Consider the following 24,311-nt stretch of genomic DNA (forward strand, 5'->3'; position numbering starts at 1 on the left):
AAATCGGATCGGCTACGTGTCCCGCCGGCGGTGATCACCACGACGATTGAAGGACCTAGCTCGTGACCTCGCTCGCTAATCATCAACCGTTTACCGCTACCGTTACCGGCTCGCCCAGGATCGGGCCGCGCCGCGAACTCAAGCGTGCAACCGAAGGCTATTGGGCCGGACGTACCAGCCGAACGGAGCTGGAGTCCGTCGCCGCGACATTGCGCCACGACACGTGGGCGGGCCTGGCCGCGGCCGGCCTGGATTCCGTGCCGGTGAACACCTTCTCCTACTACGACCAAATGCTCGACGCGGCGGTTCTGCTCGGCGCGCTGCCCGCTCGTGCTGTCAAAGTGTCCGACGACCTGGACCGCTACTTCGCCGCCGCGCGGGGCAACGACGACGTCGCACCGCTGGAGATGACCAAGTGGTTCGACACCAATTACCACTACCTGGTCCCGGAAATCGAGCCGGCGACCAAGTTCACGCTGAACCCTGACAAGGTGCTCTCCGAGCTGAAAGAGGCGCTCGGACAAGGGGTTCCCGCACGCCCGGTAGTCATCGGGCCGGTAACCTTCCTGCTGCTGAGCAAAGGCGTGAACGGCGGCGGCGCGCCGATCGAGCGGTTGCAGGAGCTGCTGCCGCTGTATACCGAACTGCTGTCGCTGCTCGCCGACAACGGCGCGCAGTGGGTCCAGTTCGACGAGCCGGCCCTGGTCACCGACATCTCCCCCGACGCGCCCGCGCTGGCCGAGGCGGTCTACAACGCGTTGGGCTCGGCGAGCAACCGGCCGGCCATCTATGTCGCCACGTACTTCGGTGACCCGGGCGCTGCCCTGGCCGGCCTGGCCCGCACGCCCGTCGAGGCGATTGGCGTCGACTTGGTCTATGGCGCCGACACGGCAGTCGCAGCCGTTCCCGAGCTCGCCGGTAAGACCCTGGTGGCCGGCATCGTCGACGGGCGCAACATCTGGCGTACCGATCTGGAGGCGGCGCTGGGCAAGCTGGCGAGTCTGCTGGGCTCGGCCGCCAACGTTGCCGTTTCCACGTCGTGTTCCACCTTGCACGTGCCGTACTCGCTGGAGCCGGAGACCGACCTGGACGACGCCCTGCGCAGCTGGCTGGCGTTCGGGCAGGAGAAGGTCGCCGAGGTGGTGACGCTGGCGCGCGCGCTGCACGAGGGCCGCGAGGCGGTCGCCGACGAGATCGCCGCCTCCAACGCCGCCGTCGTCTCCCGCAAGAAGGACCCGCGGTTGCACAACGGGCAGGTTCGCGCCCGCATCGACTCGATCGTCGCCTCCGGGGCGCACCGCGGCGATGCGGCTCAGCGCCGCGCCAGCCAGGACGCGCGGCTGCACCTGCCGCCGCTGCCGACCACGACCATCGGCTCCTACCCGCAGACGACGGCGATCCGCAAGGCGCGGGCCGCGCTGCGGTCCGGTGAGATCGACGAGGCGGAATACAACCGCCGAATGAAGCAGGAGATCGCCGACGTCATCAAGCTGCAGGAGCAACTCGGCCTGGACGTGTTGGTGCACGGCGAGCCGGAGCGCAATGACATGGTGCAGTACTTCGCCGAACAGCTGGAGGGGTTCTTCGCCACGCAGAACGGCTGGGTGCAGTCGTACGGCAGCCGCTGCGTGCGTCCGCCGGTCCTCTACGGCGACGTCGTTCGGACCCACCCGATGACGGTCGAGTGGATCACCTACGCGCAGTCGCTGACGGACAAGCCGGTGAAGGGCATGTTGACCGGGCCGGTGACCATCCTCGCGTGGTCGTTCGTCCGTGATGACCAGCCTCTGGCCGACACCGCCAACCAGGTGGCGCTGGCCATTCGCGACGAGACAGTGGACCTGCAGTCCGCCGGCATCGCGGTGATCCAGGTCGACGAACCGGCGCTGCGCGAGCTGCTGCCGCTGCGTCGCGCCGATCAGGACGACTACTTGCGTTGGGCCGTAGGATCTTTCCGGCTGGCCACCTCCGGCGTAGCGGACTCGACGCAGATCCACACCCACCTGTGCTACTCAGAATTCGGCGAGGTGATCGGCGCCATCGCGGACCTGGACGCCGACGTGACGTCCATCGAGGCGGCGCGCTCGCACATGGAGGTGCTGGACGACCTCAACGCGATCGGCTTCGCCAACAGCGTGGGACCGGGCGTCTACGACATCCACTCGCCGCGGGTGCCGAGCACCGAGGAGATGGCGGCGTCGCTGCGTGCCGCGCTGAAAGCGGTTCCGGCGCAACGGTTGTGGGTCAACCCCGACTGCGGCCTGAAGACCCGCAACGCCGACGAGGTGAACGCGTCGCTGCAGAACATGGTGGCCGCGGCGCAGGAGGTACGGGCCGGGGCGTAGGGGTCCTTTGCCGAGGTGTCGCTCTTCGGCGTAACGCCATTGCGATTTTTCGCGCTTGTTTTCTCAGTGGCGATACGCTCGGCGACGGTATCCGGCCAACTTTCCAGTGTCGGGCGACAACTACTCCGGCAGCACCTGGACCGGCACGTCGTCGGCCCAGGGCTGCCGGGTCACCATGTCGGCGACTCGGACGTAGCCGCGCTCGAATTCCCCGGTCGCCGCGTCCACCAGGCGGTACTGCTGGGTCTGCTGGTGGATCGGTTGGGCGTCAAGCAGCACGACACGCACCTCGCCGGGCGCGAACTTGCACCGCTGCTGCATCGCGGCGATCAACTGCTCGTTGTGCATGTGGCCGTCGCCGAAATTCCAGCCGATAGCCGTGCTGCAGATGCGCTCACCGTCGGTGATGACGTAGTCGTCCTCGTTCTGGCCGGCCATGGCCCGATGCGCCAGCGTGAACAACGCCCGGCCGTGAGTGTTCATGGCGCGGAAGGCATATCCGAGGTACAACGGGATTTGCGCGCGTTCCTTGCCGTAGTAACGCTCCAGCTGCGCCTGCGGCATGCTGGCGATCGCGACGATGCCCCGATTGATCTTCTCGTTCGCGGAGGGCTTCACACACCACAACGTGGTGTCCCAGTTGCCGGCGTAATAGCGCATGCCCGGCAGAAAAGAGATCTTGCGCGGAAACATGTTGCCGGCAACCACAATTCCCGCGCTAAGGGCAATCAGGATCGCCACCGGTATTGGGTTGTGCAGGCTCGTCAGTCCGAGGCGGGCGTGGGCGACGAAGAGCGACAACACCCCGAAGATCATGAACACGTTCCACTCCAGCGGCACACCCATGGGAATCGCGGTCAGGATCCCCAGGTGGAAGATGACCATGACCGTGGCCGCCACCGTCGTCACCATTCCCCCGTGGGCGACGAACAGCACGATGGGCACACACCCCTCGATGAGGGTCGAGATGTGGGCGAACATCCGCGACAAACGTCCGGGCCGCAGGTCGTCGGGAAACTTCTCGAAAAACAACCGCTTGATGAACCGGGGTCGGACCAATGGGCTGTTGGACATCATCGTCGAGATGACGAATGGGAAGTGCCGGTTGAGCTTCGACGTCGCCGCGCCGATCCAGATCACCAGGAACACCAACTTCGAAGCGACGATGACGTCGACGCCGCTGAACAGGAAGGTCACCGCCAGCGTCGCGTAGACCTCGCCGCGCGCGGCCAGGAAGATCACCTTGTCCCGCAGCCCCAGAATGCCCAGCGTCACGAGGACCAGCACGATCTCCCATTTCGGCAGCAACCCGACCGTGGTGCCGAGTTCAGGAATCGGGCCGACGCCATCAGAGATCAACGCCCCCAAAGTCAGTACCAGCAGCAGCGCATACAGCCCGACATCAATGGGGGTGCGCTTGGTGCCTTGCGTCCAGCCGAGGCGATTCGGCCACGGGGGCAGCCGAATCGTGCCGAACCGCATCCAGTACAGAATCGAGCCCATCGGCGGGAAGAAGCGGTTGTTCAATGGTCCGAAGCCGCAGCCCAGGCCGATCACCTCGAACAGCATCGTGTAGAGCACGACCTTTTCGAAGACGATCGGTTCCGACCACCACGACGCGACGCCGGCGAAGCCGTTGATGCCCTTGGTGGTCAGCGCGAATAGCCACGCCCCCAGGATGTAGAGCAGAATTTTGACGACGTAGAACAGGTGCATTACCACCGGCGTTCCAAAGCCCACTTCGGCCCAGTGCCGGGCCATCGGCCGGATCTTCTCGCTGCGGGTGCCGTTGCTCCACTCGGCCACGTCGATCTGCGGCAGCACGGGCTGCAGAAATCCCATGGTTTGACAGACTAGAACGTGTTCTACGCGTTTGCACGCGACCATCGAAGGCGCGCGACGTGGCGCAGCACGACGTCGACTGGATACGGTTGCCTGGTCTGACAGAACGGCGACCCGGATCGGGCTTGGGACTGGATTTCGCGGCAGCCGAACGCAATTCAGCACCAGCGTCATCGGCAGATGGCTGTTCTTACGTATTTGCCATTGCGTGGCCGAAGAGGCGCGCGGTGCGTGCGCCGCGATTTCGCGCCGCTAGCCAGCCTGCTTGACCGGCGGGCGGTAGAAGATCACCAACTGGCCGATGGCTCCGGCGAGACCAAGCCCTAATGAGAGGGCCAAACCTTGCCAGCCGCGGAGCCAAAAGTTGTCCCCGAAGATCAGCCGGTCCAGGCTGAGCTTGCCCGGGCCAAGCGTGGCGACGACGACGGCGCTGGTCGCGAGCACTAGGTTGTACTCCCAACCCTCCTTAACGATGAAGAAGCCGTTGGCCCGGTGCACGGTCCAGGCCGCGACGATCATCAGCGAGACGAAGCCTGCCGCGGGGATGGGTGTGAGCAGACCGGCCGCCAGTCCCAGCCCGGCTGCCGTCTCGGTACAGGCGGCCACGGTGGCGTGAAACTTTCCGGGCTTCATCCCGATGCTCTCGAACCAGCGGGCGGTGCCCGGTATCCGGCCGCCGCCGAAGAACTTATTCAAGCCGTGCGCTGCCAGGGTCAGACCGAGTACCAGGCGCAAGATCAGCAACCCGACGTCATACGGAGTCATAAGTGCAAACCTAGATCATCGGGTTTGGATCATCGCGGTCACCTGTGTGCGAACATAGCGGGCGTTCCGGCCCGACTAGTACAAGCTCGAAGAGCACGAGGGGGTGCACCACGACTCGCATCGCACGAGGCTTCAATGTCCCGCAAGACACCCCAGACGGTGCCCTCGTGGTGTTGTTGGACGGGGACGCAAGCCTGCCTCGCGAGATCTTGGGCAACAAGGGCCACGGCATCGACGCGATGCGTCGGCACAAACTGCCGGTGCCCCCCGCGTTCTGCCTTACCACCAAAGTGGGTGTCAGGTACCTGGCCGAGGCCAAGCAGACGATCGACGCGATCTGGGACGAGGTCCTGGATCGGATGGGTTGGCTGGAAGCCGAGACCTCACGCACGTTCGGAAGGGGCCCGCGCCCGTTGCTGGTCAGCATCCGCTCAGGGGCCACCCTGTCGATGCCCGGCATGATGGACACGGTCCTGGATGTTGGCATGAGCGACGCCGTCGAACAGGCCCTCGCCACGCTGAACACCGCGGAGTTCGCCCGCGACACCCGAGGGCGATTCACCCGGATGTATCGGCGCATCGTCGTCGGCGACCAGGCAGCTATACCCGACGACCCGTACGCGCAGTTGCGCGCGGGCATCGAGGCCGTCTTCGCCTCGTGGAACTCCCCCCGCGCCGTCGCCTATCGCGCCCATTACGGGCTCGGCGACCAGGGCGGGACCGCGGTGATAGTGCAGGCCATGGTCTTCGGCAACCAGGCGAAGAATTCCGGCACGGGAGTGTTGTCGTCGCGCAATCCGATCACCGGCGTCAACGAACCGTTCGGCGAATGGCTGCCCGGCGGCCAAGGCGACGATGTGGTCTCGGGTCTCGTCGACGTCGAACCGATCACCGCGCTGCGTGACGAGCAACCGGCCGTCTACGACGAGCTCATGGCCGCCGCGCGCAGGCTGGAACGGCTCGAGTCCGACATCCAGGAGATCGAGTTCACCGTCGAGGACGGCAAGTTGTGGCTGCTGCAGACCCGGGCGGCCGAACGGTCGGCGCAGGCGGCCGTTCGCCTGGCGTTACAACTGCGCCACGAGGGCCTCATCGACGACGCCGAGACGCTGCGCCGGGTCAGCCCGAACGATGTGGAGACGTTGCTGTTGCCGGCGCTGCAACCGGAAACACGTTTCGCAGCAACACTTTTGGCGAAGGGGCTGCCCGCATGTCCGGGCGTGGCATCCGGCCGGGCATACACCGACGTGGACGAGGCGCTCGAGGCCGTCGACCGGGGCGAGCGGGTCATCCTGGTGCGCGACCACACCAAACCGGAGGACGTGTCGGGCATGCTCGCCGCGCAGGGCATCGTGACCGAGGTTGGCGGCGCGGCCAGCCACGCGGCCGTGGTCAGCCGCGAGCTCGGCCGCGTGGCCGTGGTGGGCTGCGGGCCCGGGATCGCGGCCTCGCTGGCCGGCAAGCAGATCACCGTCGACGGTTACGAAGGCGAAGTGCGAGAAGGGGATCTGACGCTGTCGGCATGGTCCGAAGACGACACGCCGGAGCTGCGCGAGCTGGCCGACATCGCGCGAAAGATCAGTCCAGTCCGAGCGCACGACACTGGCGGCACGCCACTGATCACCATGTTGAAGGCGCTGCGGGCCCGTGAGTGAATTGACGGTGCTGCAGGCCGTCCGGCTCAAAGGCCGGGTGAGCCCCGCAGACCTGGCCGCCACGCTGAATGAAGACGGCGTCACGGATACCGTCGAGCGACTAATCGCGTCGGGTCTGCTGGTCGACGGCGCGACGCTGCGGCTGAGCCCCGCCGGTCGCAGCAGGCTTAGCGAATTGCTGACCGAAGAACGCGCCGGTCTCAACCCGGCCGTGCTGGGCGCCGCGTACGACGAATTCCGTTCGGTCAACGCCGATTTCAAGGCGTTGGTCACCGACTGGCAGCTCAAGGACGGCGCACCCAACACCCACGAGGATCCCGACTACGACGCCGCGGTGTTGGCCCGACTCGACGAGACGCACCACCGGTTGCGGCCGATCATCGAGACCGCAGCGACGGAGCTACCACGCCTGGGTGCGTACCAGACGAAGTTGCAGTCGGCGCTCGAGAGGGTAAAGACCGGCGAAGTCGCCTGGCTGACGAGGCCGCTCATCGACTCGTATCACACGGTGTGGTTTGAGCTGCACGAGGAGCTGATCGGGGCGGTCGGCTTGTCCCGCGAGCAAGCAGCGAAACTCGGTGACGCCCAATGACTTACAGCGCAGCGTCCAGAAGCTCGAGGTAGGCGTCGACGTCGGGCACGGCCGTGGCCGCCGAGTGCACACTGATCGCGATCGTATCGCCGATGCCATGCACGCCGTGGGTCAGGCCCATCACGGGGGACAGGGCCGGGTATCCGGCCGTCAGCACCACCGGGGCGGCGCCGAAGCTCAGGTCGGCGGGGCCGCGGTGGACGCTGGACACGACCGTGTTTCCGGCCACCTGAGCGGGGCGCGCGTCGGGGTCGGCCTGGGCGACGCCCCAGCGCAGCAACGTCGCGGGCACCGCGGCGAAGGCGCGGTCGGCCGCCCGCGTGGCCGGATGCGCGAAACGGCGGCGGCCATTGGCCAGGTCGGCGGCGATCCGGCGCATCCGCGCATCCGGGCCCAGCGCCGGATACAGCCCGACAACGACGTTTCCGAAGTGGTTATGCGCCTGTGGTACACCGGGTTTGGCCATCGGCACCTCGGCACCCAACGACTCGGCGTCGTCACCGAGAAGGCCAGTCAGCGCCGTGGAAATCGCTGCCAGCACCCTGACGGTGACCGTAGGACCGGACAGTTGCCGACGCCGCCGGACCAACGTGCGTACCGAGCGAAGGCCGTCCGGGCGGGCGTTCGTGGACAACAGCGGCCGCAACCCGACCCCGGATGCCAGCAGGCCGGCGCGGGTGTCGCGAACCAGTCGGCGGTGCATGCGCGCCGCTTCGACGGCACGCCAGGGCAGTAAACCGGGCCGTTGCGCCACCACCTGCGGTACCGGGTTCGCGCGACCCAAAAGCCACGCCGCCATCGCCGAAGCGCGAGCACCGTCGCCCAGAGCGTGTGGGACCTGCAGGACGACAACAGCGCCGCGACCGCTGGCCCCCGGAATGCCACGAACGGGTGCGAATATATGTAGCCGCCAAGGTGTTCGGCGAATGTCCAACTGGGTGTCGGCGAGCGCGGCCAGCGCCGCCAGGCAGCCGTCCCAGCTCGGATCGGCCAGGTCGTGGCGGAACACCTGCGCGGGATCGACGCGCGTTGGGACCCACTGCGGGTATGTCAGGACGCTGCCGTCACGCGGCCGCATCCTCAGTTCGGCACAAGCGTCCGCCCGCCGCCGGACCTGCTCGATGGCGCCATCCATGTCCGCGGGCTCGCCGTCGAACGCATACAGCAGGAACTGGTCGTTGGGGATTTTGGCTGACATCCAATAGAACTGCGCGTCGACGGCCGCCATCCGCTGTGCCGGCACGGTCTCAGCCCGCTGGGCCGATGAATTCCAGCACCAACTTGGCGACCTCGTCCGGTTGTTCGAGCTGGAGGAAATGTCCGGCGTGGTCGACGACGGTCGCCTCGCTGCCTGGGGGCAGCACCCTTTCCACCCACGGCGTGAAAGCCGGTGTCATGCAACCATCGTCGAGACCGTGCAGGTACATGCTCGGCAGCAAGGGCGGTTCGGTCCACATCCGTTCCAGTTCGGCATATTCCGCGGACGCCCGGGTGCCGCGGAGCGTGGCGCGGTAGGGGGCCAGCGCCGCCCGCCAACTCTGCGGTGCGCCAATCGCGGCGTCGACGTGGCGCAGATCCTCTTCGGCGTGATAGCCCGGCGACCAGCGCCGCCACAGCAGCGGCACTATCCAGGAAGCGGAACGCTCAGGGAGCCAAGGTAATTGGAAGTACATCAGGTACCAGCTGCGCAGCGCCTGGCGGGCGCCCTCGCGGAGCAGTCGGCCCCGGTCGGCCACCTGGCTCAGCGGCCGAAACGCCGCGGACACCGGCACCGACATGATCACCGCCTTCACGAACGGGCTGTCGGGCATCGCGGCCAGGCCCGTGGCGGCTATCGCGCCCCAGTCGTGACCGATCACCACGTCGCGCTCGGTGCCGCCCGCGGCGGAACGCACCCGCAGCGCGTCATCCATCAGCGCGCCGACGTGGAAACTGCCGTCGGACGGGATCGCCGAGGGCGCGTACCCGCGCATGAAAGGGGCGACGACGCGCCAGCCGGACTCGACCAACCGGGGCGCGAACTTGCGCCAGCCGTAGGCGGTGTCGGGGAAGCCGTGCAGGCACAGAGCAATGGGTGCGCCGGGTTGTCCCCAGGTTAGAGCCTTCAGGTCCACGGCCGGGCCAGGCACGTCAATCCAGCGGGGCTCGGCCATGCCCACCAACCTAACGCGTGCGGACCCGTCGAGCTCCTGTCCTCGGGTCTTGCGTGCAACCGAGCCTGGACCGCCGACCCGAAAGACGCATCCCGGAGTTGTTCCCGATGCGCCGCTCCCCGCGCGGGCTGAGTAACGTCAGGACGCGTGAGCGCCATGAGCAGCAACCCCGAGACGGTCGAGTTTTCCGGCGTCGACGGGATCAACCTGATCGCCGACGAATGGAATCGGGGTGCCGAAGCGACGGACCGACCGACGATCCTGATGCTGCACGGGGGCGGCCAGAACCGCTTCTCATGGAAGAACACCGGCCAGATCCTGGCGGACGAGGGCTATCACGTCGTCGCGATCGACAGCCGGGGACACGGTGACAGTGACCGTGCGCCCGGCGCCGACTACGCCGTTGAAACGCTGACCGCCGACATGCTGCGCGTGCTGGACGCGATCGGTCGCCCGGTGGTGGTTATCGGAGCCAGCATGGGCGGCCTGACCGGCATCCTCGTCGCCCACAGCGCCGGCGCCGACAAGGTGATCGGCCTCGTCCTGGTCGACGTGGTGCCACGCTACGAGAAGACTGGCAGCGCCCGGATCCGGGACTTCATGCTGACCAACATCAAGGGTTTCGGTTCGCTGGAAGAGGCGGCCGATGCCGTCGCCGCATACCTGCCGCATCGTGAGAAGCCGCGCAGCCCCGAAGGACTGAGGAAGAACCTGCGGCTGCGCGACGGGCGCTGGTACTGGCATTGGGATCCGGCATTCATGACGGCACCGGGTGACGACCCCGAGTTGCGCACGGAGATGTTCGAGGAAGCCGCCATGGACCTGCATATCCCGATTCTGCTGATCCGCGGCAAGCTCTCCGACGTGGTCAGCCCCGAAGGGGTTCGCCATTTCCTGGCCACGGTGCCGCGCGCGGAGTTCGTGGAACTGTCCAATGCCGGCCACACCGCGGCCGGCGACGACAACGACGCGTTCAGCGAGGTCGTCGTCGACTTCGTCAGGCGGACCGCCCCGCCCGCCTGACCGGTCAGTTGGCCGGTTTCTCCGCGTGGCCACCGAACTGCTTGCGCATCGCCGACAGCGCCTGGTTGGCGAAGTCGTCGAGGCTGCGCGAAGCGAAGCGGGACTGTAGCGCCGTCGTCAACACCGGAGCGGGAACTCCCTCGTCGATCGCGGCGATGGCGGTCCAGCGGCCCTCCCCCGAGTCCGAGACCCGTCCGGAGAACTCCTTCAGGTTCGGCGATTGGTGTAGGGCGCTGGCGGTCAGGTCCAACAGCCAGGAACCGATGACGCTGCCGCGGCGCCATACCTCGGCGATGTCAGGGATGTCGAAGTTGTACCGGTAGTACTCGGGATTCGACAGTGGCGCGGTTTCGGCGTCACCCTTTTCCACCCGAGTGCCGATATCGGCGTTGCGCAGAATGTTCAGGCCCTCGGCGAGCGAGGCCATCATGCCGTACTCGATGCCGTTGTGCACCATCTTGACGAAGTGCCCGGCCCCCGTCGGACCGCAATGCAGGTAACCCTTTTCGGCGTCGACAACCTCGCCGTCCCGGCCGGGCGTCCGTGCCGCGGCATCCACGCCCGGCGCGATGGTGGCGAAGATCGGCTCCGCGTGCTCGAAGGCGTAGTCGTCGCCGCCGATCATCAGGCAGTAGCCGCGGTCCTTTCCCCATACCCCGCCGCTGGTGCCGCAGTCGAGTAGGTGAATACCTTTCTCGGACAACAGCTTTGCGTGCTGCACGTCGTCGCGGTAGTAGGAATTGCCACCGTCGATCACGATGTCGCCGGATTCCAGCGTCTGCGCCAGTTCCGCGATCACCCCGCTGGTGATGTCACCGGCGGGCACCATGACCCAGACGACGCGCGGAGCGGCCATCTTGTCCCGCAGTTCGGCCAGCGACGAGGCCCCGGTGGTGTTTTCCTCTCCCGCCATCGCCTTGACCGCATCGGAGTCGTGGTCATAAGCCACACATTCGTGGCCGGCGCTGCACACCCGGCGTGCGATGTTCGCGCCCATCCGGCCGAGGCCGATCATCCCAAGTTGCATGCTTTCGAAGTCTCCTTATTTAGTTGCGGTCTTTTTGCCAGGGAGCCAAGGTTCTTGCCAACTGCGGTGACCCCGCAGCAGTGACTGCGCGGGCTCGGGTCCCCACGAGCCTGGGTCGTATGGATGGACTTCGCCCGGGTCGTCCAGCAGCGGCTGCACGATCCGCCAGGTCTCTTCGATGCTGTCTTCGCGGGCGAACAATTGGCGATCACCCACCAGCCCGGCGTGCAGGAGTCGTTCGTAGGGCTGGATCGGCTCGCCGAGATCCTCGGCGAACGCGGAGTCCAGGTGGACGGCCTGCCACTCGTCGCCGACTTGAGCGGACAGCTGCAGACGCAGCCCGGGATCGGGATCGATGCGCAGCACGATCTGGTTTGGCTCCGCGGGCCGGCGGTGGGGCAGGAAAGCCAGTGCGGGAACTTTCCGTAGAAAGAGCCGGACCTCAGTGACCCTCTCCGGCAACGCTTTTCCCGCGCGCAGGAAGATCGGCACACCGGCCCAACGCCAGTTGTCGATCTCCATCCGCACGGCGATAAAGGTCTCGGTCTGCGAGTTCTTCGCCACTCCGGCGACGTCGGTGTAGCCCCGGTACTGGCCGCGCACACAACGGTCGGAGTTCAGCGCCGGCATCGACCGGAACACCTCGGCCTTCTTGTCGTTCAGGTCATCGGCGTTCGGGCCGACCGGGGGCTCCATCGCCACCAGGGCAAGCACCTGTAACAGGTGGTTCTGCACCACATCGCGCAAAGTGCCCACGGCGTCGTAGAACTTGCCGCGGTCCTCGACGCCGAAGTTCTCCGCCATGGTGATGTGGATCTCGGAGATGCTGTGCCGGTCCCATACCTGGGCGAGACCAAGATTGGCGAACCGCAGATATTCCAGCTCGAGTACCGGCTGCTTGCCGAGGAAGTGGTCCACCCGCAGGATTTGGTCCTCGTCGAGGACCGCGCGCAGCCGGGCGTTGAGCTCCGTCGCGGAGTCCAGGTCGTGCCCGAACGGCTTTTCCACCGCAACGCGGGCCCGCTCGAGCAGCTCGACCTTCGCGAGGTTCTCCACGATCGGCGCGAACAACGACGGCGGCATCTCCAGGTAGTACAGCGGCCGGTAGTCCGAGCCGATCGAGTCGGCGAGCGAGGCGTAGAGCTGCCCGTCGGTGACATCACCCCGCTGGTAGGACAGCCGGCTGGCTAGCCGGTCGAATACCGCGTCGTCGATCGACTCGCCCGCGTCGCCGATCGCTTCGCGGGCGCGCTTGATCAACTCGTCGATGGCGATGTCGTCGCTGGCCACGCCGAGAATCGGGCAGTCCAGCTGGCCGCGGCGCTCCAGCCGGTACAGCGCGCGGAATGTCATCTTGCGGGCCAGATCACCGGTGATCCCGAAGATCACCAGCAGGTTTGACGAACTACCGCCGTCGTCGGCCAAGACCGAACCTCCCAAAAGTCAGCTGATCGGCTCACTTGAGATGCACTACCCGGGGCGTTCGCACTCAACCCTAAACACTGCCGGGTGGGCCCGACAACCGGGAGGCATCGAAGGTTCTGCGGGTGTTTGGCAGGATGCGTGACGTGGGTGACATGCTGCATATCGCTGTCTACGCGCTGGCGGCCGTCGCCGCGGTCGAAGCCGGCGCGCTGTTTCTGTTGTGGCGACTGCTCATCGGAGCGCGCCAGGATGCCGACGAGTTGCGGCACCGCGTCGATACCCGTAGTTGGCTGCTGTCAGGTGGTCGCGAGGCCGTCAAGACGGTCTGGAACACCGCCAACATCGTGCGCAAGGAGGGCTTGGGCGCGGCCGTGCGCAGCTCGATCGAGGACCTTGCCGACTGGGCCGAGGTGGAGCGGCCCGATCTGGCCAGGGTCACTCCCGACGGCCGGGTCGTGATTCTGTTTTCCGACATCGAGGAGTCGACCGCCCTCAACGAGCGGATCGGCGACCGCGCGTGGGTCAAGCTGATCGCCGCGCACGACAAGCTGGTGCACGGCCTGGCGCAGAAGCGCGGGGGACACGTGGTGAAAAGTCAGGGCGACGGATTTATGATCGCGTTCTCCCGCGCCGAACAGGCCGTGCGATGCGGCATCGACGTTCAGGACGCTTTGCACAAGGACGCAAAACGCAAGCGGCACGAGGAAATTCGGGTACGGATCGGCATTCACATGGGCCGTTCGGTGCGCCGCGGCGACGACCTGTTCGGGCGCAACGTCGCCATGGCTGCGCGGGTCGCCGCGCAAGCCGCCGGTGGCGAGATCCTGGTCAGCGAGTCGGTGCGGGACGCGTTGCGCGACTGCTCGGATTGTCAGGACATCGACTTCGACGATGGCCGTGACGCGGAGTTGAAAGGCTTTTCGGGCACCTATCGGTTGTTCTCGGTGGGCGCCAACGCGGCATCGGATTCGTCCAGCCGCTGATGCAGCCGGGCGCGGATCTCGTCGGCGGTGTAGGCGCGGCGCTTCCGTTGGTCGCGCACTACCAGCGCGCCGCCGGCGACGACGCCGGCGACACCCGCCAGCCCGATCCACTTCCAAATGCTGCGCATGGTTGACAGGCTATTACCGCATGGACACCCTTCGCGACAAGGTCGCCGTCGTCACCGGAGCGGCCAGCGGCATAGGTCGCGCCATAGCCCACGCACTTGTGGGCCGGGGTGCCCGAGTAGTTGCCGTGGACGTCAACACCGACGGTCTCGGCGCCGCGACCGATCGCGTCCTGCCGCACTACGCCGACGTCGCGGATCCCGTTGGCTTCGAAGATATTCGGGATGCAGCACTGGGCCGCTTCGGCCGAATCGATATCGTGGTCAACAACGTCGGCGTTCTGACAAACGGCCTGCCGCAGGACATTCCGATTGCCGAATGGCAACGCATCCTCGACATCAATTTGATGTCGGTCGTGCGCAGCAATGCCGCGTTTCTGCCCCTGCTGCTCGATCAGGGCAGCGGGCATCTGGTCAACACCGCATCCTTCGCCGGGCTTTTCACCTATTCCTACGACCGGTTGCCCTATGCCGCCACTAAGGCCGCCATCGTGCAGATCAGCGAGGGCCTGGCAATTTACCTGCGGCCCAGGAACATCGGTGTCACCTTGTTATGTCCGGGGCCGGTGCTGACCAACATCGCCGCTGCCGTCCCGAGATTCGGCGAGGGGGCAGCGATACGGATTCCCGGCGAGCAGTTCGAACTGCTCGACCCCGCGGCCGTGGGCGCACTGGTGGCAGATGCGATCCTGCGCAACCGATTCTTCGTGCCCACCCACCCGCACGTCGTCGAGGAGTTGGGCCGCCGCGTCGCGGACTGGGACGCCTACATCGACTATCAGATCTCCCGCGAACCTCGGCTTCAACCGACACAGAAAGGCGCACAGAATGGCTGATACACGCACCAGGGGTCTCGAGGTGCTCAAGGAGATGCTTCCGGGCCTGATCCCGGGTGACGTCACCAGCCTGCGCGGTGGAGGGTTCGCCGGGGAACTCGGCGAACTGAGCCTCGAGCATGTTTTCGGTGCGCTGTGGACCCGGCCGGGGCTGGATCGCCGCTCCCGCAGTCTGGTCACCCTCGGCGCGCTCATCGCCCTGCGGGCCACGGAGGAACTGAAGGTTCACTTCCCGATCGCGCTGCGCAACGGGCTGACCATCGAAGAGATCGAAGAGGTGATCTACCACATGACCGGCTACGCCGGCTATCCCGCGGCGACCACCGCGAGCAATGTCGCGCGCGAAGTTCTGGCCGGTTCGTAGCCCTACGATGCTTACCCTCGACGAGGCGCTGAACGAGACGCGGACGGGCGATCTGTGGTTGTTTCGCGGCGGTTCGCGGCCCGACCGTGCCATCCAGACGTTGACGAACGCCCCGGTGAACCACGTCGGCATGACGGTGGCCATCGACGACTTGCCACCGTTGATCTGGCACGCCGAACTGGGTGACAAGCTCGCCGACATGTGGACCGGGACCAACCACCGCGGCGTACAACTCAACGACCTGCGGGAAGCCGTGCTGCAGTGGACCCAGCGCTACCACCAGAAGTGCTGGCTGCGTCAGTTGACGCCGTACGCCACCCGCGAGCAGGAGAACGCGTTGCTGCGTGTCATCGCGCGGATGGACGGCACCGCGTTCCCCGCCAGCGCACGGCTGACCGGTCGCTGGTTACGCGGCCGCCTGCCGACCCTCAACGACTGGGTGCGGGGCATTCCCGTCGTGGACAGAAAAGTTCGCGAACAGACCCGGCGGCATCGGGAAGAACGCAAGATGAGCCTGGCCACGGCCTACTGCGCCGAGACAGTGGCAATCACCTATGAGGAAATGGGACTGCTCGTCACCGACAAGGACACAAACTGGTTCGACCCGGGCAAGTTCTGGAGCGGTGATGTGTTGCCACTGGCGCCGGGTTATCGGCTGGGCGACGAAATTGCCGTTGCCGTAGGCTAATCCACCGACATTTCGCCCATTTCCGACCACTCCGTTGCGTCGATCGTCTGGCTGATGATCTTGGGCGTGGACGTCAGCGCCTCGGGCAGTTCGCGCATGGCCTGTTTGAAGTGCTCGCTGTTGACGTGCTCACCACCCGCGTCGCCGTCCCGGAATGCTTCGACCAACACATACTCTGCCGGGTTGTCGAGACTGCGCGACCATTCGAACCACAGGTTGCCCGGTTCGGCGCGAGTGGCGGCGGTGAACGACGCGACCAAACCGGGCCAGCGTTGCGTCCAGTCGGGCTTGGTTTCGAACTTGACGACGATGAAGATCATGGGGACATCATCGCCCGAGTTCTGGGCGCACCGGGGCCGAAGCGGCGTTTCCGGTCAGATCCGCGGCCGGGCGCCGAACGTGCTCGGCGTTGAGGTTAGCCGCGTTGTCGGCGTGAACCAATTTTCGCGGTGATATAAACCACAAATCGGCCGGTGGTATGGCGCCCGTTATAAAAGCGCCATTCGCCGGCCGATTTGTTGGCCAGATCACAACTTGAATCGAATTGTTACGTATTCGCAGTTTCGGGAGCGGGCATATCAGGCGCCGGGGCCGGAGCGTCGACCAGGACCACAGGTGGTGGCGGTGGCGGCGGGGGCAGCGCGTCGGGCGCGGGCGGGGCGTCGGGCGCAGGGGGAAGGACTCCGCCGTCCTCGGCCGGCATTGGCAGGAACATGTGGTGCGTGAATTGTGGCTGGTAGGCACCGGCGCCGCCGACGTGGACTCCACCGCCTTCACCGCTGGACACGGACGTGCCGTCGGGCAACGTGACCGCGGTGTGGCGACCATTCCACCCGATCACCAGGGCATTGGGAGCGGTCCCGTATTCGAAGCCGCGCTGCAACAAGGCGGCTTCCTCGTTCCCGGTGTTGAACCGGCTGCCGAACACCGGCCGGTCGGTGGCTGCATTCGACACCCACGAAGCCAGGCCTGAACAGTCCGTGCCGGCGGGAGAATCTCCGCCAACAACATAGGGCGTCCCTGAAACCTGATTAACAAGCGCCAACAACGTCGCAATAGTAAACATGAGCAGGACGCTAGCAATGGCTTATTTAGAAAACCAAAATTTGTGGTACTCATCACTTAGCAATTGATGAATTGCGCAGGCCATATGTACAGAAACAATGTCGCATAACTACGACGGTGTCGAAACAGAACTGTCTCTACACGTATCAGCAAATCACAAAGAATTGCTTATAGGTATTTATCTAGCCGTCGAACTGCGCGATTGCGGACCATCCGCACTTTTCGGCAAATGTTGTCGATGTTGCTGCCGTCGTTGAGCGGTCGACCTGAACAACGGTAGGGTTTCGCGCATGGCGCTGCGCTACGTGGATCCTTACCGCAAACGCGGTCGTGTGTACAAAGCCAACGCGCGCTTCGGGCGTTCCCGCGCCGGACAGTTCCTCGCCCGCCACCTTGCGCCCCGCGTGGACCCGTGGCTGCACCGAATATCCGGCGGACGCGCGAACATGGGACTGATCATCAACGCGCCACTGACGACCACGGGCGCGAAGTCGGGTCAGCCGCGGGTGACTCAGCTCACCTACTTCCACGATGGCTCCGATCCCATCGTGATGGCCTCTAACTACGGCGGACAAAAACACCCGCAGTGGTATTACAACCTCAGGGCGCATCCCGAGTGCGATTTCGGCGGCGAGAGTTTCGTGGGAAGCGAGGTCACCGATCCCGATGAGTACGCCCGCCTGTGGGCTCTCGCACAGCGGGTGTACCCGGGTTACGGCGACTACCAGGCCAAGACAGCGCCGGTCGGCCGCCAGATTCCCATCTTTCGACTCAGGCCCCGGTAGTCCAAAGCTTCAGTGCTGCAGCGCCTTTGCGATGATCGCTGCGGCCGACGCGAGCGCAATCTTCGTCGTCGTCCCACGTTGAAGTGACTATGCCGTAACCCATTTGGCCGTTCGGCTCGGTGCCGAAGCGGTTCGAGCAGACCCGCCAGACCGGTACACGGAGGCCTTCGAACTAGCGCCGCCTGGCGCGGGCCGGCGTCGGCGGCGTCCACGACCAGCGACGGCAGTAGCCGCGCGGCCGGTGCTAGTTAAAATACGGTGGAACGCCCTTGGGCCCACCCAGGTCACCGGACGGCGTCAAATTCAACTAGAAGGTGGATGTCATGGTAGCGAGAGCCATAGCGTTGATGGTTCTTTCCGTAGCATTGGCCGTGCCGGCCCATGCGGACTCCACCGACGACGCGTTCATAACCAACCTGAATACCTCAGGAATGAGTTACGGCCCACCGGAGAGAGCGATCGAGGTCGCGAAAACCGTCGTCTGCGCCACCCTCAACAAGAACCCCAACACCAGCAACGCGGATCTGGTTGCCAAGGTCACCAACGCCACCAACTGGCCACCGCTCAATGCTGCCTACTTCACCGGAGCTGCGATCCAAGCCTACTGTCCCCAATACGGCTCCCTCACTGCCCCAACGGTCCCCAGCCAAGTTCCTTCTACCCCCAGCACGGCTCCATCGCCCACCCCAACGCCATCAGTTCAAACGGCGTCGCTGCGAAAAATGAACCCGCAGTAGCCATCCCGACCAGCGTCACGGCGGTTTGACCGTTTCGTCCACGAGTGCTGTGCACAATTCCAGCGCGAGGTGGGCCCGGCGTTCGAGCATGACCACTCAAACCACGGGGCACCGGTCAGACCACGACGTCGCCTGCAGCAGACCAGCCCGGAGCCTAGCGCGGGACGTCAAAGTAGTCGCGCCAGGCGGTGATTTTGTCGCCGGTCACCTCGAAAGCGCCCATACAGCGTGCGGCGACTTTGCTTCCGTCGTATACGAAGTGATCGACGCGCTCCGTCAACACGACGTTGCCATTTACCGCGATGTTCAAAAGCTCCAGCTCGGCGGATTCCATGCGCCGGACATAGCCGTCGACAGCCTGGCGAATCTCGTCGTGCCCCCGGTGCACACCCAGCGCGACGTTGTCCCAGACGGCATCGGGATGGAAGTGGCTCACGATCTCGTCGACATCGAGACCATGCCACGCATTCAATTCCGCACGAACTACGTCCTCGGGCTGCACCGCGCCTCCATACGCATCAATGACCGTCCGCTGCTCAAGATACGTCGAGCCGCCATGACGTACCCGCGCTTTGACCGGACCGTTCACGATCGGACTCTGCGTCCGAATAGTCAGACTCCGAACTTGGCACGGGCATCGTCCGTAACAGGGGTGAACAGGTTGACGAGGTTTCCATCTGGATCGCGGAACAAAAGCGCGCGGTTACCCCAAGGCATGGTTGTCGGCTTGGTCACGACTTCAGCGAGACGCCCGCGGAGCCGCTCGAATTCGGCGTCCACGTCGTCGACGAGGAATTCCACAATCGCGCTCCGGTTGGCGGCCGGCTCGGCCGATCCTTCTCCGAACAGGGGCACGGTCTTGTCGCTGCCGAGGGCCAGCGTGCCGACTGGCGTCGGTATCTCGGCGAACAGTTGATTGCCCCATACCGCGGGGGTCTCTGTGACCATCTCGTAGAAAGCAGCGAGCCGATTGACGTCAGCCGTGATGAGGCGGGTCGATAGGAACTTCATGAAGCCTCCCTATGGGCTGTCGCGGTGCTCCCCCCGGACGGGCAGCGTCTTGCGCAACACAGACTAAGCACCACCACCGACAATGAGAGCACGTCGACTGGGGCCCAACCATCATCGAGGATGTGCGCACGAGGCCTGTCGAGGCGGATGACGTCGTTCCATACTGCAGAGTCGGCCAGTATTGCCGAACACACGCGGGCGGAATCGCTCCGCCCGGGCGACGTTGTCAGCGTTCACGAGAATTGTTGCCAGCTAATATCATTCACCTTCGGTCGACTAAGATGTTGAGCCGGAACTCGACCACGTCGCTTACCGTCTGTCACCCGCTGGTACCAGCGTCAGGCGACGGGAGCGCTTGGCCGCTTCGCGGCGTCTCGAGATTCGAGGGATCGACGGCAGGGTCTTCCCATCGCGCAATGTCAAGGCTGTCGCCGGTGATGAAGGTTCCCTCCTGGATGCAATTCGCAAGGACATACCTGCGTTCAAACACTGCCGGGAAGCCCGATACGCCGTCTTTGGCGACAATCCGCACCATGATGTATTTCCGCTGGCCGGAGCGCTGCCACTCGTCGATGTGCTCAGTCTTAATCCGGACCCGTTGGGCATGTGGTGCGTCCACTCGATCCTTCCGGCGTCCGTGAACAAACGGCCCTCGTTTGGCGAGCTCGATAACCTTCATGGTTCGGTTAGGGGCCGTTTCGGTCCCCGTCGCGTTGGCAGGAAGTTCCGAATCGGTAGCGATGTATGCGTGGAGCTGCAGGTCTACACACGCCCTGCGCGACAGGTTGACGAACTTGACGAGGTACTCGGTTTTGCCATCCTCCGGGTTCCGACGCTTGGCGATGAACTCAGATATCGCGATACGCGGTCGGAGGCGAGCCGAAATGCCCAGGAAGATCCCCGAAGCTAGCAGGGACGCACCAACACCGCCAAGAAAACCTTGTAGCCATGTCGGCATATGTTCTTAACCACCTCCTGCTACGGTTTCGCACATCGTATGAGGGAACATCGTGTTTGCGTTGCCCGTTAGACTAGGAGCATGTGGAAAGGAGAACCACAAGTGTTCAGGTATGACGAAGAGGAAATCGAGGACTAGATTTCGACGACCTGTGGCCGTCCCGTCCCTCGCCCAGCTCGGGCGGGGGACGGTTTTCTTTCTGAGCTACTAGCCAATTCGTACAACCGCACACTTGACTCACGATCGACAGCACGACTGGAGCTGACTAACTGCCTCACCGGTTGGCAACTTTGCGTCAGACGTCCTTAGTCGGAACTCCGCGATCTTGACCTTCAGCCCTCCCAAACTCACGAGGTCCCACTCATCGATCCAGCGTCCCAGGATGCTCAAGTGTCAGCGCGCCATCGCCATGCCCACCCGCCGGTCCAGCGCTTCCTGCGGGCGGGCGGGATCGACGCTCTTCGGCATCGCCTAACCTTTGCTCCCAGACGTTGCTTGAAACCGGAATTCGACGACGTCGCCGTCGGCCATGACGTAGTCCTTGCCCTCAATGCGCACCTTGCCCGCGGCCTTGGCGGCAGCCATCGATCCGGCGGAGATCAGATCGTCGTACGACACGATCTCGGCTTTGATGAAGCCCTTCTCGAAGTCGGTGTGGATCACCCCGGCGGCCTTGGGCGCGGTGTCGCCCTGATGAATGGTCCAGGCTCGGGCCTCCTTGGGCCCCGCGGTCAGGAAGGTCTGCAGCTTCAGGGTGTGAAAACCCGCGCGCGCCAACGCATCTAGTCCTCGTTCCGTCTGCCCGATCGATTCCAAAAGCTCCGCGGCCGATTCGTCATCCAGCTCTACCAGCTCGGACTCGATTGCCGCATCGAGGAAGACGGCATCGGCGGGCCTGACCAGTTCACGCAACTCGGCCACCCGCGCGGCGTCGGTCAGCACGCCCTCGTCGGCGTTGAAGACATACAGAAATGGCTTGGTGGTCAACAGGTTCAGCTCGCGCAGCACGCTGCTGTCCACAGCGGCAGCGAACAATGTCTTGCCGCCATCGAGCACCTCCTGGGCGCTGATCGCCGCGTCGTAGATGGGCCTGCGCTCCTTGCTGTTGCGGGCTTCCTTCTCCAGCCTCGGCAACGCGCGTTCCAGGGTCTGCAGGTCGGCCAGGAGCAACTCGGTTTCGACGACCTCGATATCGGACTGCGGATCTACCTGGCCGGAGACGTGGGTCACGTCGGCGTCGGCGAAAACCCGCACCACCTGACAGATCGCGTCGCATTCACGGATGTGTGCCAGGAATTTGTTGCCCAGCCCGGCGCCCTCCGAGGCCCCCTTGACCAAGCCCGCGATGTCGACAAAGGTCACCGGCGCCGCGACGATGCGCTCGGAGTGAAACATCTCGGCCAGTTTGGCCAATCGCGGGTCCGGAAGGGAAACGACGCCCTCGTTGGGTTCGATCGTGGCGAATGGGTAGTTGGCCGCCACCACGTTGTTCCGGGTCAGCGCGTTGAACAGGGTCGACTTGCCCACGTTGGGCAGACCCACGATTCCCAGGCTCAGGCTCACAGGGACCCAAGTCTAGGGGTCGCCGTCAACGCGCCGCGGTCGCTGGCTAGGTAATACGGGCCTTTGGGCCCGCAGCCGGTACGGTCTACTTGTGTCAGCACAGCGCGCGAGGTCGGCGGTGGCGGCGGATCACCGCTCGATCGTCCCCAGCATCGCGGGCGTGCCCTGGTGGGGCGCGGTGCTTATCGCCGCCACAGCGACGATGGTCGGTTGGGTGATCGACGCCGGCCACAAGGACCTCTCGCACGTCTTTGCCGGCTGCTATATCGCCGGTTGTGTGGCCGCAATGCTGGCCGTCCGACAGTCCGGAGTCTTCACTGCCGTCATCCAGCCGCCGCTGCTGCTTTTCGGCACGGTTCCGGCCGCCTACTGGATGTTCCACGATCGCAAGGTCGGCAACCTCAAGGACCTGCTGATCAACTGCGGCTACCCGCTCATCGAACGCTTCCCGCTGATGCTGGGAACCGCCGGTGGGGTGCTGCTGATCGGCCTGATCCGGTGGTATTTCGGGATGTCGCACCGCTCGGTGGCGACCGCCGGCACCGAGGACACCGCCGCCGCCGTCGAGCGGCCGTCGGCCATCAGAACGATCGCGACGAAACTGAGATCGCTTTTCAGCGCCGATCCCGACCTCGAGTCGGACGACGCCGCGACCGCAGACCCCCAGCGGGCGCCCGCCGTCAATCACGCGCGTCGAAGCAGCGCGAGAACGGGCAGGGCGACACGCAGCAGCCGATCAACCGAGCGCGCCAGCCGGACCCGTTCCCGGCATGCCCGTCCGTCGCCGGACGACGTGCAGGAACAAGGGCTCGAGCGTCCGCGACGCCCGGCTCGCAGAGCCCAGCCCCGGGGCTACGAGGCCGGAGCCGGCGACCCGTCCCCGTCCCCGCGACCACGCCGGCGCCCGAGGCCGCCGGCCGATCAGGACCTGCGTGCGCAGCGGGAGCCACGTCGAGACCCGCAGGCCCGCCGTAATCCGTACGAGCGGCCCACGCCTCGCACCAGCCGCTTCGACCCGTATGACCGGTACGAGCGCCCGCCGGAGCCCCCGTCCAGACACTCCGGCCCCTACGAGGGCTATGACTCCTATGACTCCTATGACCCGTATGGCTCCTCGGAGCAGCCACGCCGCCGTGCTACGCCGACCGGATCGAACGGCTCCAACCGGACGCACCACCCGATCTCGCAAGTCCGCTACCGCGGCGAAACCTCCCGGGACCAGCTACGCGAGCCGCCCGAGGCGGACCGCCGGCGCCGATCACGTGCGCCCCGTCCCCCGGCCGGATCCTGGGAATACGACGCCTGATCAGGCCTAGCCGTTTTTGAGAAGCGAGCGGATCTCGCGTGGCAGGGCGAACACCAACGTCTCTTGGGCCGTCGTCACCGGTTGGACCACGTCGTAGCCGAACTCCGACAATCGCTCCAGCACGCCCCGCACCAGAACCTCCGGAACCGACGCGCCAGAGGTGACCCCAACCGTGGTGACGTCCTTCAGCCACACGGGGTCGATGTCGTCAGCCCAATCGACCAGATGAGCGGCCCGGGAACCGCCGCCCAAAGCCACTTCGACCAACCGCACCGAGTTCGACGAGTTGCGCGAACCGACCACGATCACCAGCTCGCACTCGGGTGCCATCGCCTTGACGGCGACCTGCCGATTCTGCGTGGCGTAGCAGATGTCGTCGCTGGGCGGATCCTGCAGTTTCGGGAAGCGCTGCCGTAGCCGGTCGACGATCTCCATGGTCTCGTCGACGGACAGCGTGGTCTGCGACAGCCAGACCACCTTGTCCTCGTCGCGAACCGTCACGTGCTCCACGGCCTCGACCCCGTCGACCAGCTGCACGTGATCGGGCGCCTCGCCGGCCGTGCCGATCACCTCTTCGTGTCCCTGATGACCGATCAGCAGAATGTCGTAGTCGTCCCGGGCGAAGCGTCTGGCCTCGTTGTGCACCTTGGTGACCAGCGGGCAGGTGGCGTCGATGGTCCGCAGATTGCGTTCGGCCGCGGCCGCGTACACCGTCGGCGCGACCCCGTGCGCCGAGAACACCACGATGGCCCCCTCGGGGACCTCGTCGGTCTCCTCGACGAACACCGCACCGGCCTTGACCAGGGTGTCCACCACGTGCCGGTTGTGCACGATCTCGTGCCGAACGTAGACGGGAGCACCGTGCTTCTCCAGCGCACGTTCGACGGTCTCGATGGCCCGGTCCACCCCCGCGCAGTAGCCCCGCGGCTCCGCGAGCAGGACTCGCTTGCGGGTTGGGTCGTCGGCAACCGATTTCGAAGCACCGGGAATCCCCATATCGATCGTCGGCGGCATGTCACCCAGGGTACGTTCTGCCGACTCGCGACTGCCAGCTCACGGGGTC

Annotated in this window: 25 protein-coding genes; 11 read left to right on the top strand and 14 right to left on the bottom strand. The window is 65.4% G+C overall.

All coding sequences use genetic code 11. The features are described from left to right. Nucleotides 1–62 precede the first annotated feature (62 nt). A complete protein-coding gene (gene metE / locus JO236_RS14745) occupies nucleotides 63–2,345 on the top strand; it encodes a 5-methyltetrahydropteroyltriglutamate--homocysteine S-methyltransferase (RefSeq protein ID WP_293331460.1) in 2,283 nt (760 codons plus the stop codon). A gap of 120 nt (nucleotides 2,346–2,465) precedes the next feature. Here metE and JO236_RS14750 read toward each other — a convergent pair whose 3' ends face one another. After that, nucleotides 2,466–4,187, bottom strand: coding sequence for a DUF3556 domain-containing protein (locus tag JO236_RS14750; protein WP_293331463.1), 1,722 nt, complete (start codon nucleotides 4,185–4,187; stop codon nucleotides 2,466–2,468). A gap of 252 nt (nucleotides 4,188–4,439) precedes the next feature. After that, nucleotides 4,440–4,952 carry a DoxX family protein gene (locus tag JO236_RS14755; RefSeq protein WP_293331466.1) on the bottom strand — a complete coding sequence of 171 codons (513 nt, stop codon included), beginning with the start codon at nucleotides 4,950–4,952 and terminating at the stop codon, nucleotides 4,440–4,442. Nucleotides 4,953–5,119: 167 nt separating this feature from the next. On the opposite strand from JO236_RS14755, the gene JO236_RS14760 reads away from it, so the two are divergent. Together JO236_RS14760 and JO236_RS14765 are read left to right on the top strand one after the other, a co-directional pair. After that, nucleotides 5,120–6,607, top strand: coding sequence for a pyruvate, phosphate dikinase (locus tag JO236_RS14760; RefSeq protein ID WP_416362244.1), 1,488 nt, complete (start codon nucleotides 5,120–5,122; stop codon nucleotides 6,605–6,607). Further along, the gene (locus JO236_RS14765; RefSeq protein WP_293331469.1) at nucleotides 6,600–7,199 is read left to right on the top strand and encodes a MarR family transcriptional regulator; all 600 of its coding nucleotides are present in this window, start codon (nucleotides 6,600–6,602) and stop codon (nucleotides 7,197–7,199) included. Before JO236_RS14760 ends, JO236_RS14765 begins: the two co-directional genes overlap by 8 nt. A gap of 1 nt (nucleotide 7,200) precedes the next feature. Here JO236_RS14765 and JO236_RS14770 read toward each other — a convergent pair whose 3' ends face one another. Further along, a complete protein-coding gene (locus JO236_RS14770; protein WP_293331472.1) occupies nucleotides 7,201–8,442 on the bottom strand; it encodes a wax ester/triacylglycerol synthase domain-containing protein in 1,242 nt (413 codons plus the stop codon). 4 nt (nucleotides 8,443–8,446) lie between these two features. Continuing rightward, the gene (locus JO236_RS14775) at nucleotides 8,447–9,352 is read right to left on the bottom strand and encodes an alpha/beta fold hydrolase (protein ID WP_293331475.1); all 906 of its coding nucleotides are present in this window, start codon (nucleotides 9,350–9,352) and stop codon (nucleotides 8,447–8,449) included. A gap of 147 nt (nucleotides 9,353–9,499) precedes the next feature. On the opposite strand from JO236_RS14775, the gene JO236_RS14780 reads away from it, so the two are divergent. Then, nucleotides 9,500–10,375, top strand: coding sequence for an alpha/beta fold hydrolase (locus JO236_RS14780; RefSeq protein WP_293331478.1), 876 nt, complete (start codon nucleotides 9,500–9,502; stop codon nucleotides 10,373–10,375). 4 nt (nucleotides 10,376–10,379) lie between these two features. On the opposite strand, the gene gnd is transcribed toward JO236_RS14780, so the two are convergent. Together gnd and JO236_RS14790 are read right to left on the bottom strand one after the other, a co-directional pair. After that, nucleotides 10,380–11,402 (bottom strand): phosphogluconate dehydrogenase (NAD(+)-dependent, decarboxylating), encoded by a 1,023-nt coding sequence (gene gnd / locus JO236_RS14785; protein WP_293331480.1) that lies wholly within the window; start codon nucleotides 11,400–11,402, stop codon nucleotides 10,380–10,382. Between the two features lie 15 nt (nucleotides 11,403–11,417). Further along, the gene (locus JO236_RS14790) at nucleotides 11,418–12,827 is read right to left on the bottom strand and encodes a glucose-6-phosphate dehydrogenase (protein ID WP_293331482.1); all 1,410 of its coding nucleotides are present in this window, start codon (nucleotides 12,825–12,827) and stop codon (nucleotides 11,418–11,420) included. Between the two features lie 134 nt (nucleotides 12,828–12,961). Between JO236_RS14790 and JO236_RS14795 the strand changes: the two genes are divergently transcribed. Continuing rightward, nucleotides 12,962–13,810 (top strand): adenylate/guanylate cyclase domain-containing protein, encoded by an 849-nt coding sequence (locus tag JO236_RS14795; RefSeq protein WP_293331700.1) that lies wholly within the window; start codon nucleotides 12,962–12,964, stop codon nucleotides 13,808–13,810. Here JO236_RS14795 and JO236_RS14800 read toward each other — a convergent pair. After that, nucleotides 13,756–13,938, bottom strand: coding sequence for a hypothetical protein (locus JO236_RS14800; RefSeq protein ID WP_293331484.1), 183 nt, complete (start codon nucleotides 13,936–13,938; stop codon nucleotides 13,756–13,758). The two genes, JO236_RS14795 and JO236_RS14800, sit on opposite strands and share 55 nt — an antisense overlap. Before the next feature lie 20 nt (nucleotides 13,939–13,958). On the opposite strand from JO236_RS14800, the gene JO236_RS14805 reads away from it, so the two are divergent. The 3 genes from JO236_RS14805 to JO236_RS14815 are packed head-to-tail and all read left to right on the top strand — an operon-like array spanning nucleotide 13,959 to nucleotide 15,823. Continuing rightward, complete coding sequence (locus JO236_RS14805; RefSeq protein ID WP_293331487.1) at nucleotides 13,959–14,771, top strand: SDR family oxidoreductase; 813 nt, start codon at nucleotides 13,959–13,961, stop codon at nucleotides 14,769–14,771. Further along, complete coding sequence (locus JO236_RS14810; RefSeq protein ID WP_293331490.1) at nucleotides 14,764–15,135, top strand: carboxymuconolactone decarboxylase family protein; 372 nt, start codon at nucleotides 14,764–14,766, stop codon at nucleotides 15,133–15,135. The genes JO236_RS14805 and JO236_RS14810 overlap by 8 nt, the downstream gene beginning before the upstream one ends. A gap of 7 nt (nucleotides 15,136–15,142) precedes the next feature. Continuing rightward, nucleotides 15,143–15,823 carry a guanylate cyclase gene (locus tag JO236_RS14815; RefSeq protein ID WP_293331493.1) on the top strand — a complete coding sequence of 227 codons (681 nt, stop codon included), beginning with the start codon at nucleotides 15,143–15,145 and terminating at the stop codon, nucleotides 15,821–15,823. Here the strand turns inward: JO236_RS14815 and JO236_RS14820 are convergent. After that, nucleotides 15,820–16,143 (bottom strand): putative quinol monooxygenase, encoded by a 324-nt coding sequence (locus tag JO236_RS14820; RefSeq protein WP_293331496.1) that lies wholly within the window; start codon nucleotides 16,141–16,143, stop codon nucleotides 15,820–15,822. The genes JO236_RS14815 and JO236_RS14820 overlap by 4 nt on opposite strands. A gap of 227 nt (nucleotides 16,144–16,370) precedes the next feature. Next, on the bottom strand, nucleotides 16,371–16,889 hold the full coding sequence (locus JO236_RS14825; protein ID WP_416362245.1) for a peptidoglycan endopeptidase: 519 nt from the start codon (nucleotides 16,887–16,889) through the stop codon (nucleotides 16,371–16,373). 289 nt (nucleotides 16,890–17,178) lie between these two features. Between JO236_RS14825 and JO236_RS14830 the strand changes: the two genes are divergently transcribed. Together JO236_RS14830 and JO236_RS14835 are read left to right on the top strand one after the other, a co-directional pair. After that, nucleotides 17,179–17,673: a nitroreductase/quinone reductase family protein gene (locus JO236_RS14830; RefSeq protein ID WP_293331499.1), complete on the top strand. Its 495-nt coding sequence runs from the start codon at nucleotides 17,179–17,181 to the stop codon at nucleotides 17,671–17,673. A gap of 323 nt (nucleotides 17,674–17,996) precedes the next feature. Continuing rightward, a complete protein-coding gene (locus JO236_RS14835; RefSeq protein WP_293331502.1) occupies nucleotides 17,997–18,410 on the top strand; it encodes a DUF732 domain-containing protein in 414 nt (137 codons plus the stop codon). A 154-nt stretch (nucleotides 18,411–18,564) separates the two neighbouring features. Here the strand turns inward: JO236_RS14835 and JO236_RS14840 are convergent, their stop codons facing one another. The 4 genes from JO236_RS14840 to ychF all read right to left on the bottom strand — a co-directional run bounded on the left by JO236_RS14840 (nucleotide 18,565) and on the right by ychF (nucleotide 21,942). Continuing rightward, on the bottom strand, nucleotides 18,565–18,999 hold the full coding sequence (locus tag JO236_RS14840; RefSeq protein WP_293331505.1) for a limonene-1,2-epoxide hydrolase family protein: 435 nt from the start codon (nucleotides 18,997–18,999) through the stop codon (nucleotides 18,565–18,567). Between the two features lie 23 nt (nucleotides 19,000–19,022). Beyond that, nucleotides 19,023–19,421 carry a VOC family protein gene (locus JO236_RS14845; protein WP_293331508.1) on the bottom strand — a complete coding sequence of 133 codons (399 nt, stop codon included), beginning with the start codon at nucleotides 19,419–19,421 and terminating at the stop codon, nucleotides 19,023–19,025. A 319-nt stretch (nucleotides 19,422–19,740) separates the two neighbouring features. Beyond that, the gene (locus JO236_RS14850) at nucleotides 19,741–20,040 is read right to left on the bottom strand and encodes a hypothetical protein (protein WP_293331511.1); all 300 of its coding nucleotides are present in this window, start codon (nucleotides 20,038–20,040) and stop codon (nucleotides 19,741–19,743) included. Between the two features lie 810 nt (nucleotides 20,041–20,850). Beyond that, a complete protein-coding gene (ychF, locus tag JO236_RS14855; RefSeq protein WP_293331514.1) occupies nucleotides 20,851–21,942 on the bottom strand; it encodes a redox-regulated ATPase YchF in 1,092 nt (363 codons plus the stop codon). Nucleotides 21,943–22,033: 91 nt separating this feature from the next. Between ychF and JO236_RS14860 the strand changes: the two genes are divergently transcribed. Further along, nucleotides 22,034–23,248, top strand: a complete 1,215-nt coding sequence (locus JO236_RS14860) for a DUF6542 domain-containing protein (RefSeq protein ID WP_293331517.1) — start codon at nucleotides 22,034–22,036, stop codon at nucleotides 23,246–23,248. 6 nt (nucleotides 23,249–23,254) lie between these two features. Here the strand turns inward: JO236_RS14860 and JO236_RS14865 are convergent, their stop codons facing one another. Continuing rightward, a complete protein-coding gene (locus tag JO236_RS14865; protein WP_293331520.1) occupies nucleotides 23,255–24,262 on the bottom strand; it encodes a 4-hydroxy-3-methylbut-2-enyl diphosphate reductase in 1,008 nt (335 codons plus the stop codon). Nucleotides 24,263–24,311: the final 49 nt, after the last annotated feature.

Origin of the sequence: Mycobacterium sp., assembly GCF_019247635.1 — a bacterium.
Lineage (GTDB): Bacteria > Actinomycetota > Actinomycetes > Mycobacteriales > Mycobacteriaceae > Mycobacterium.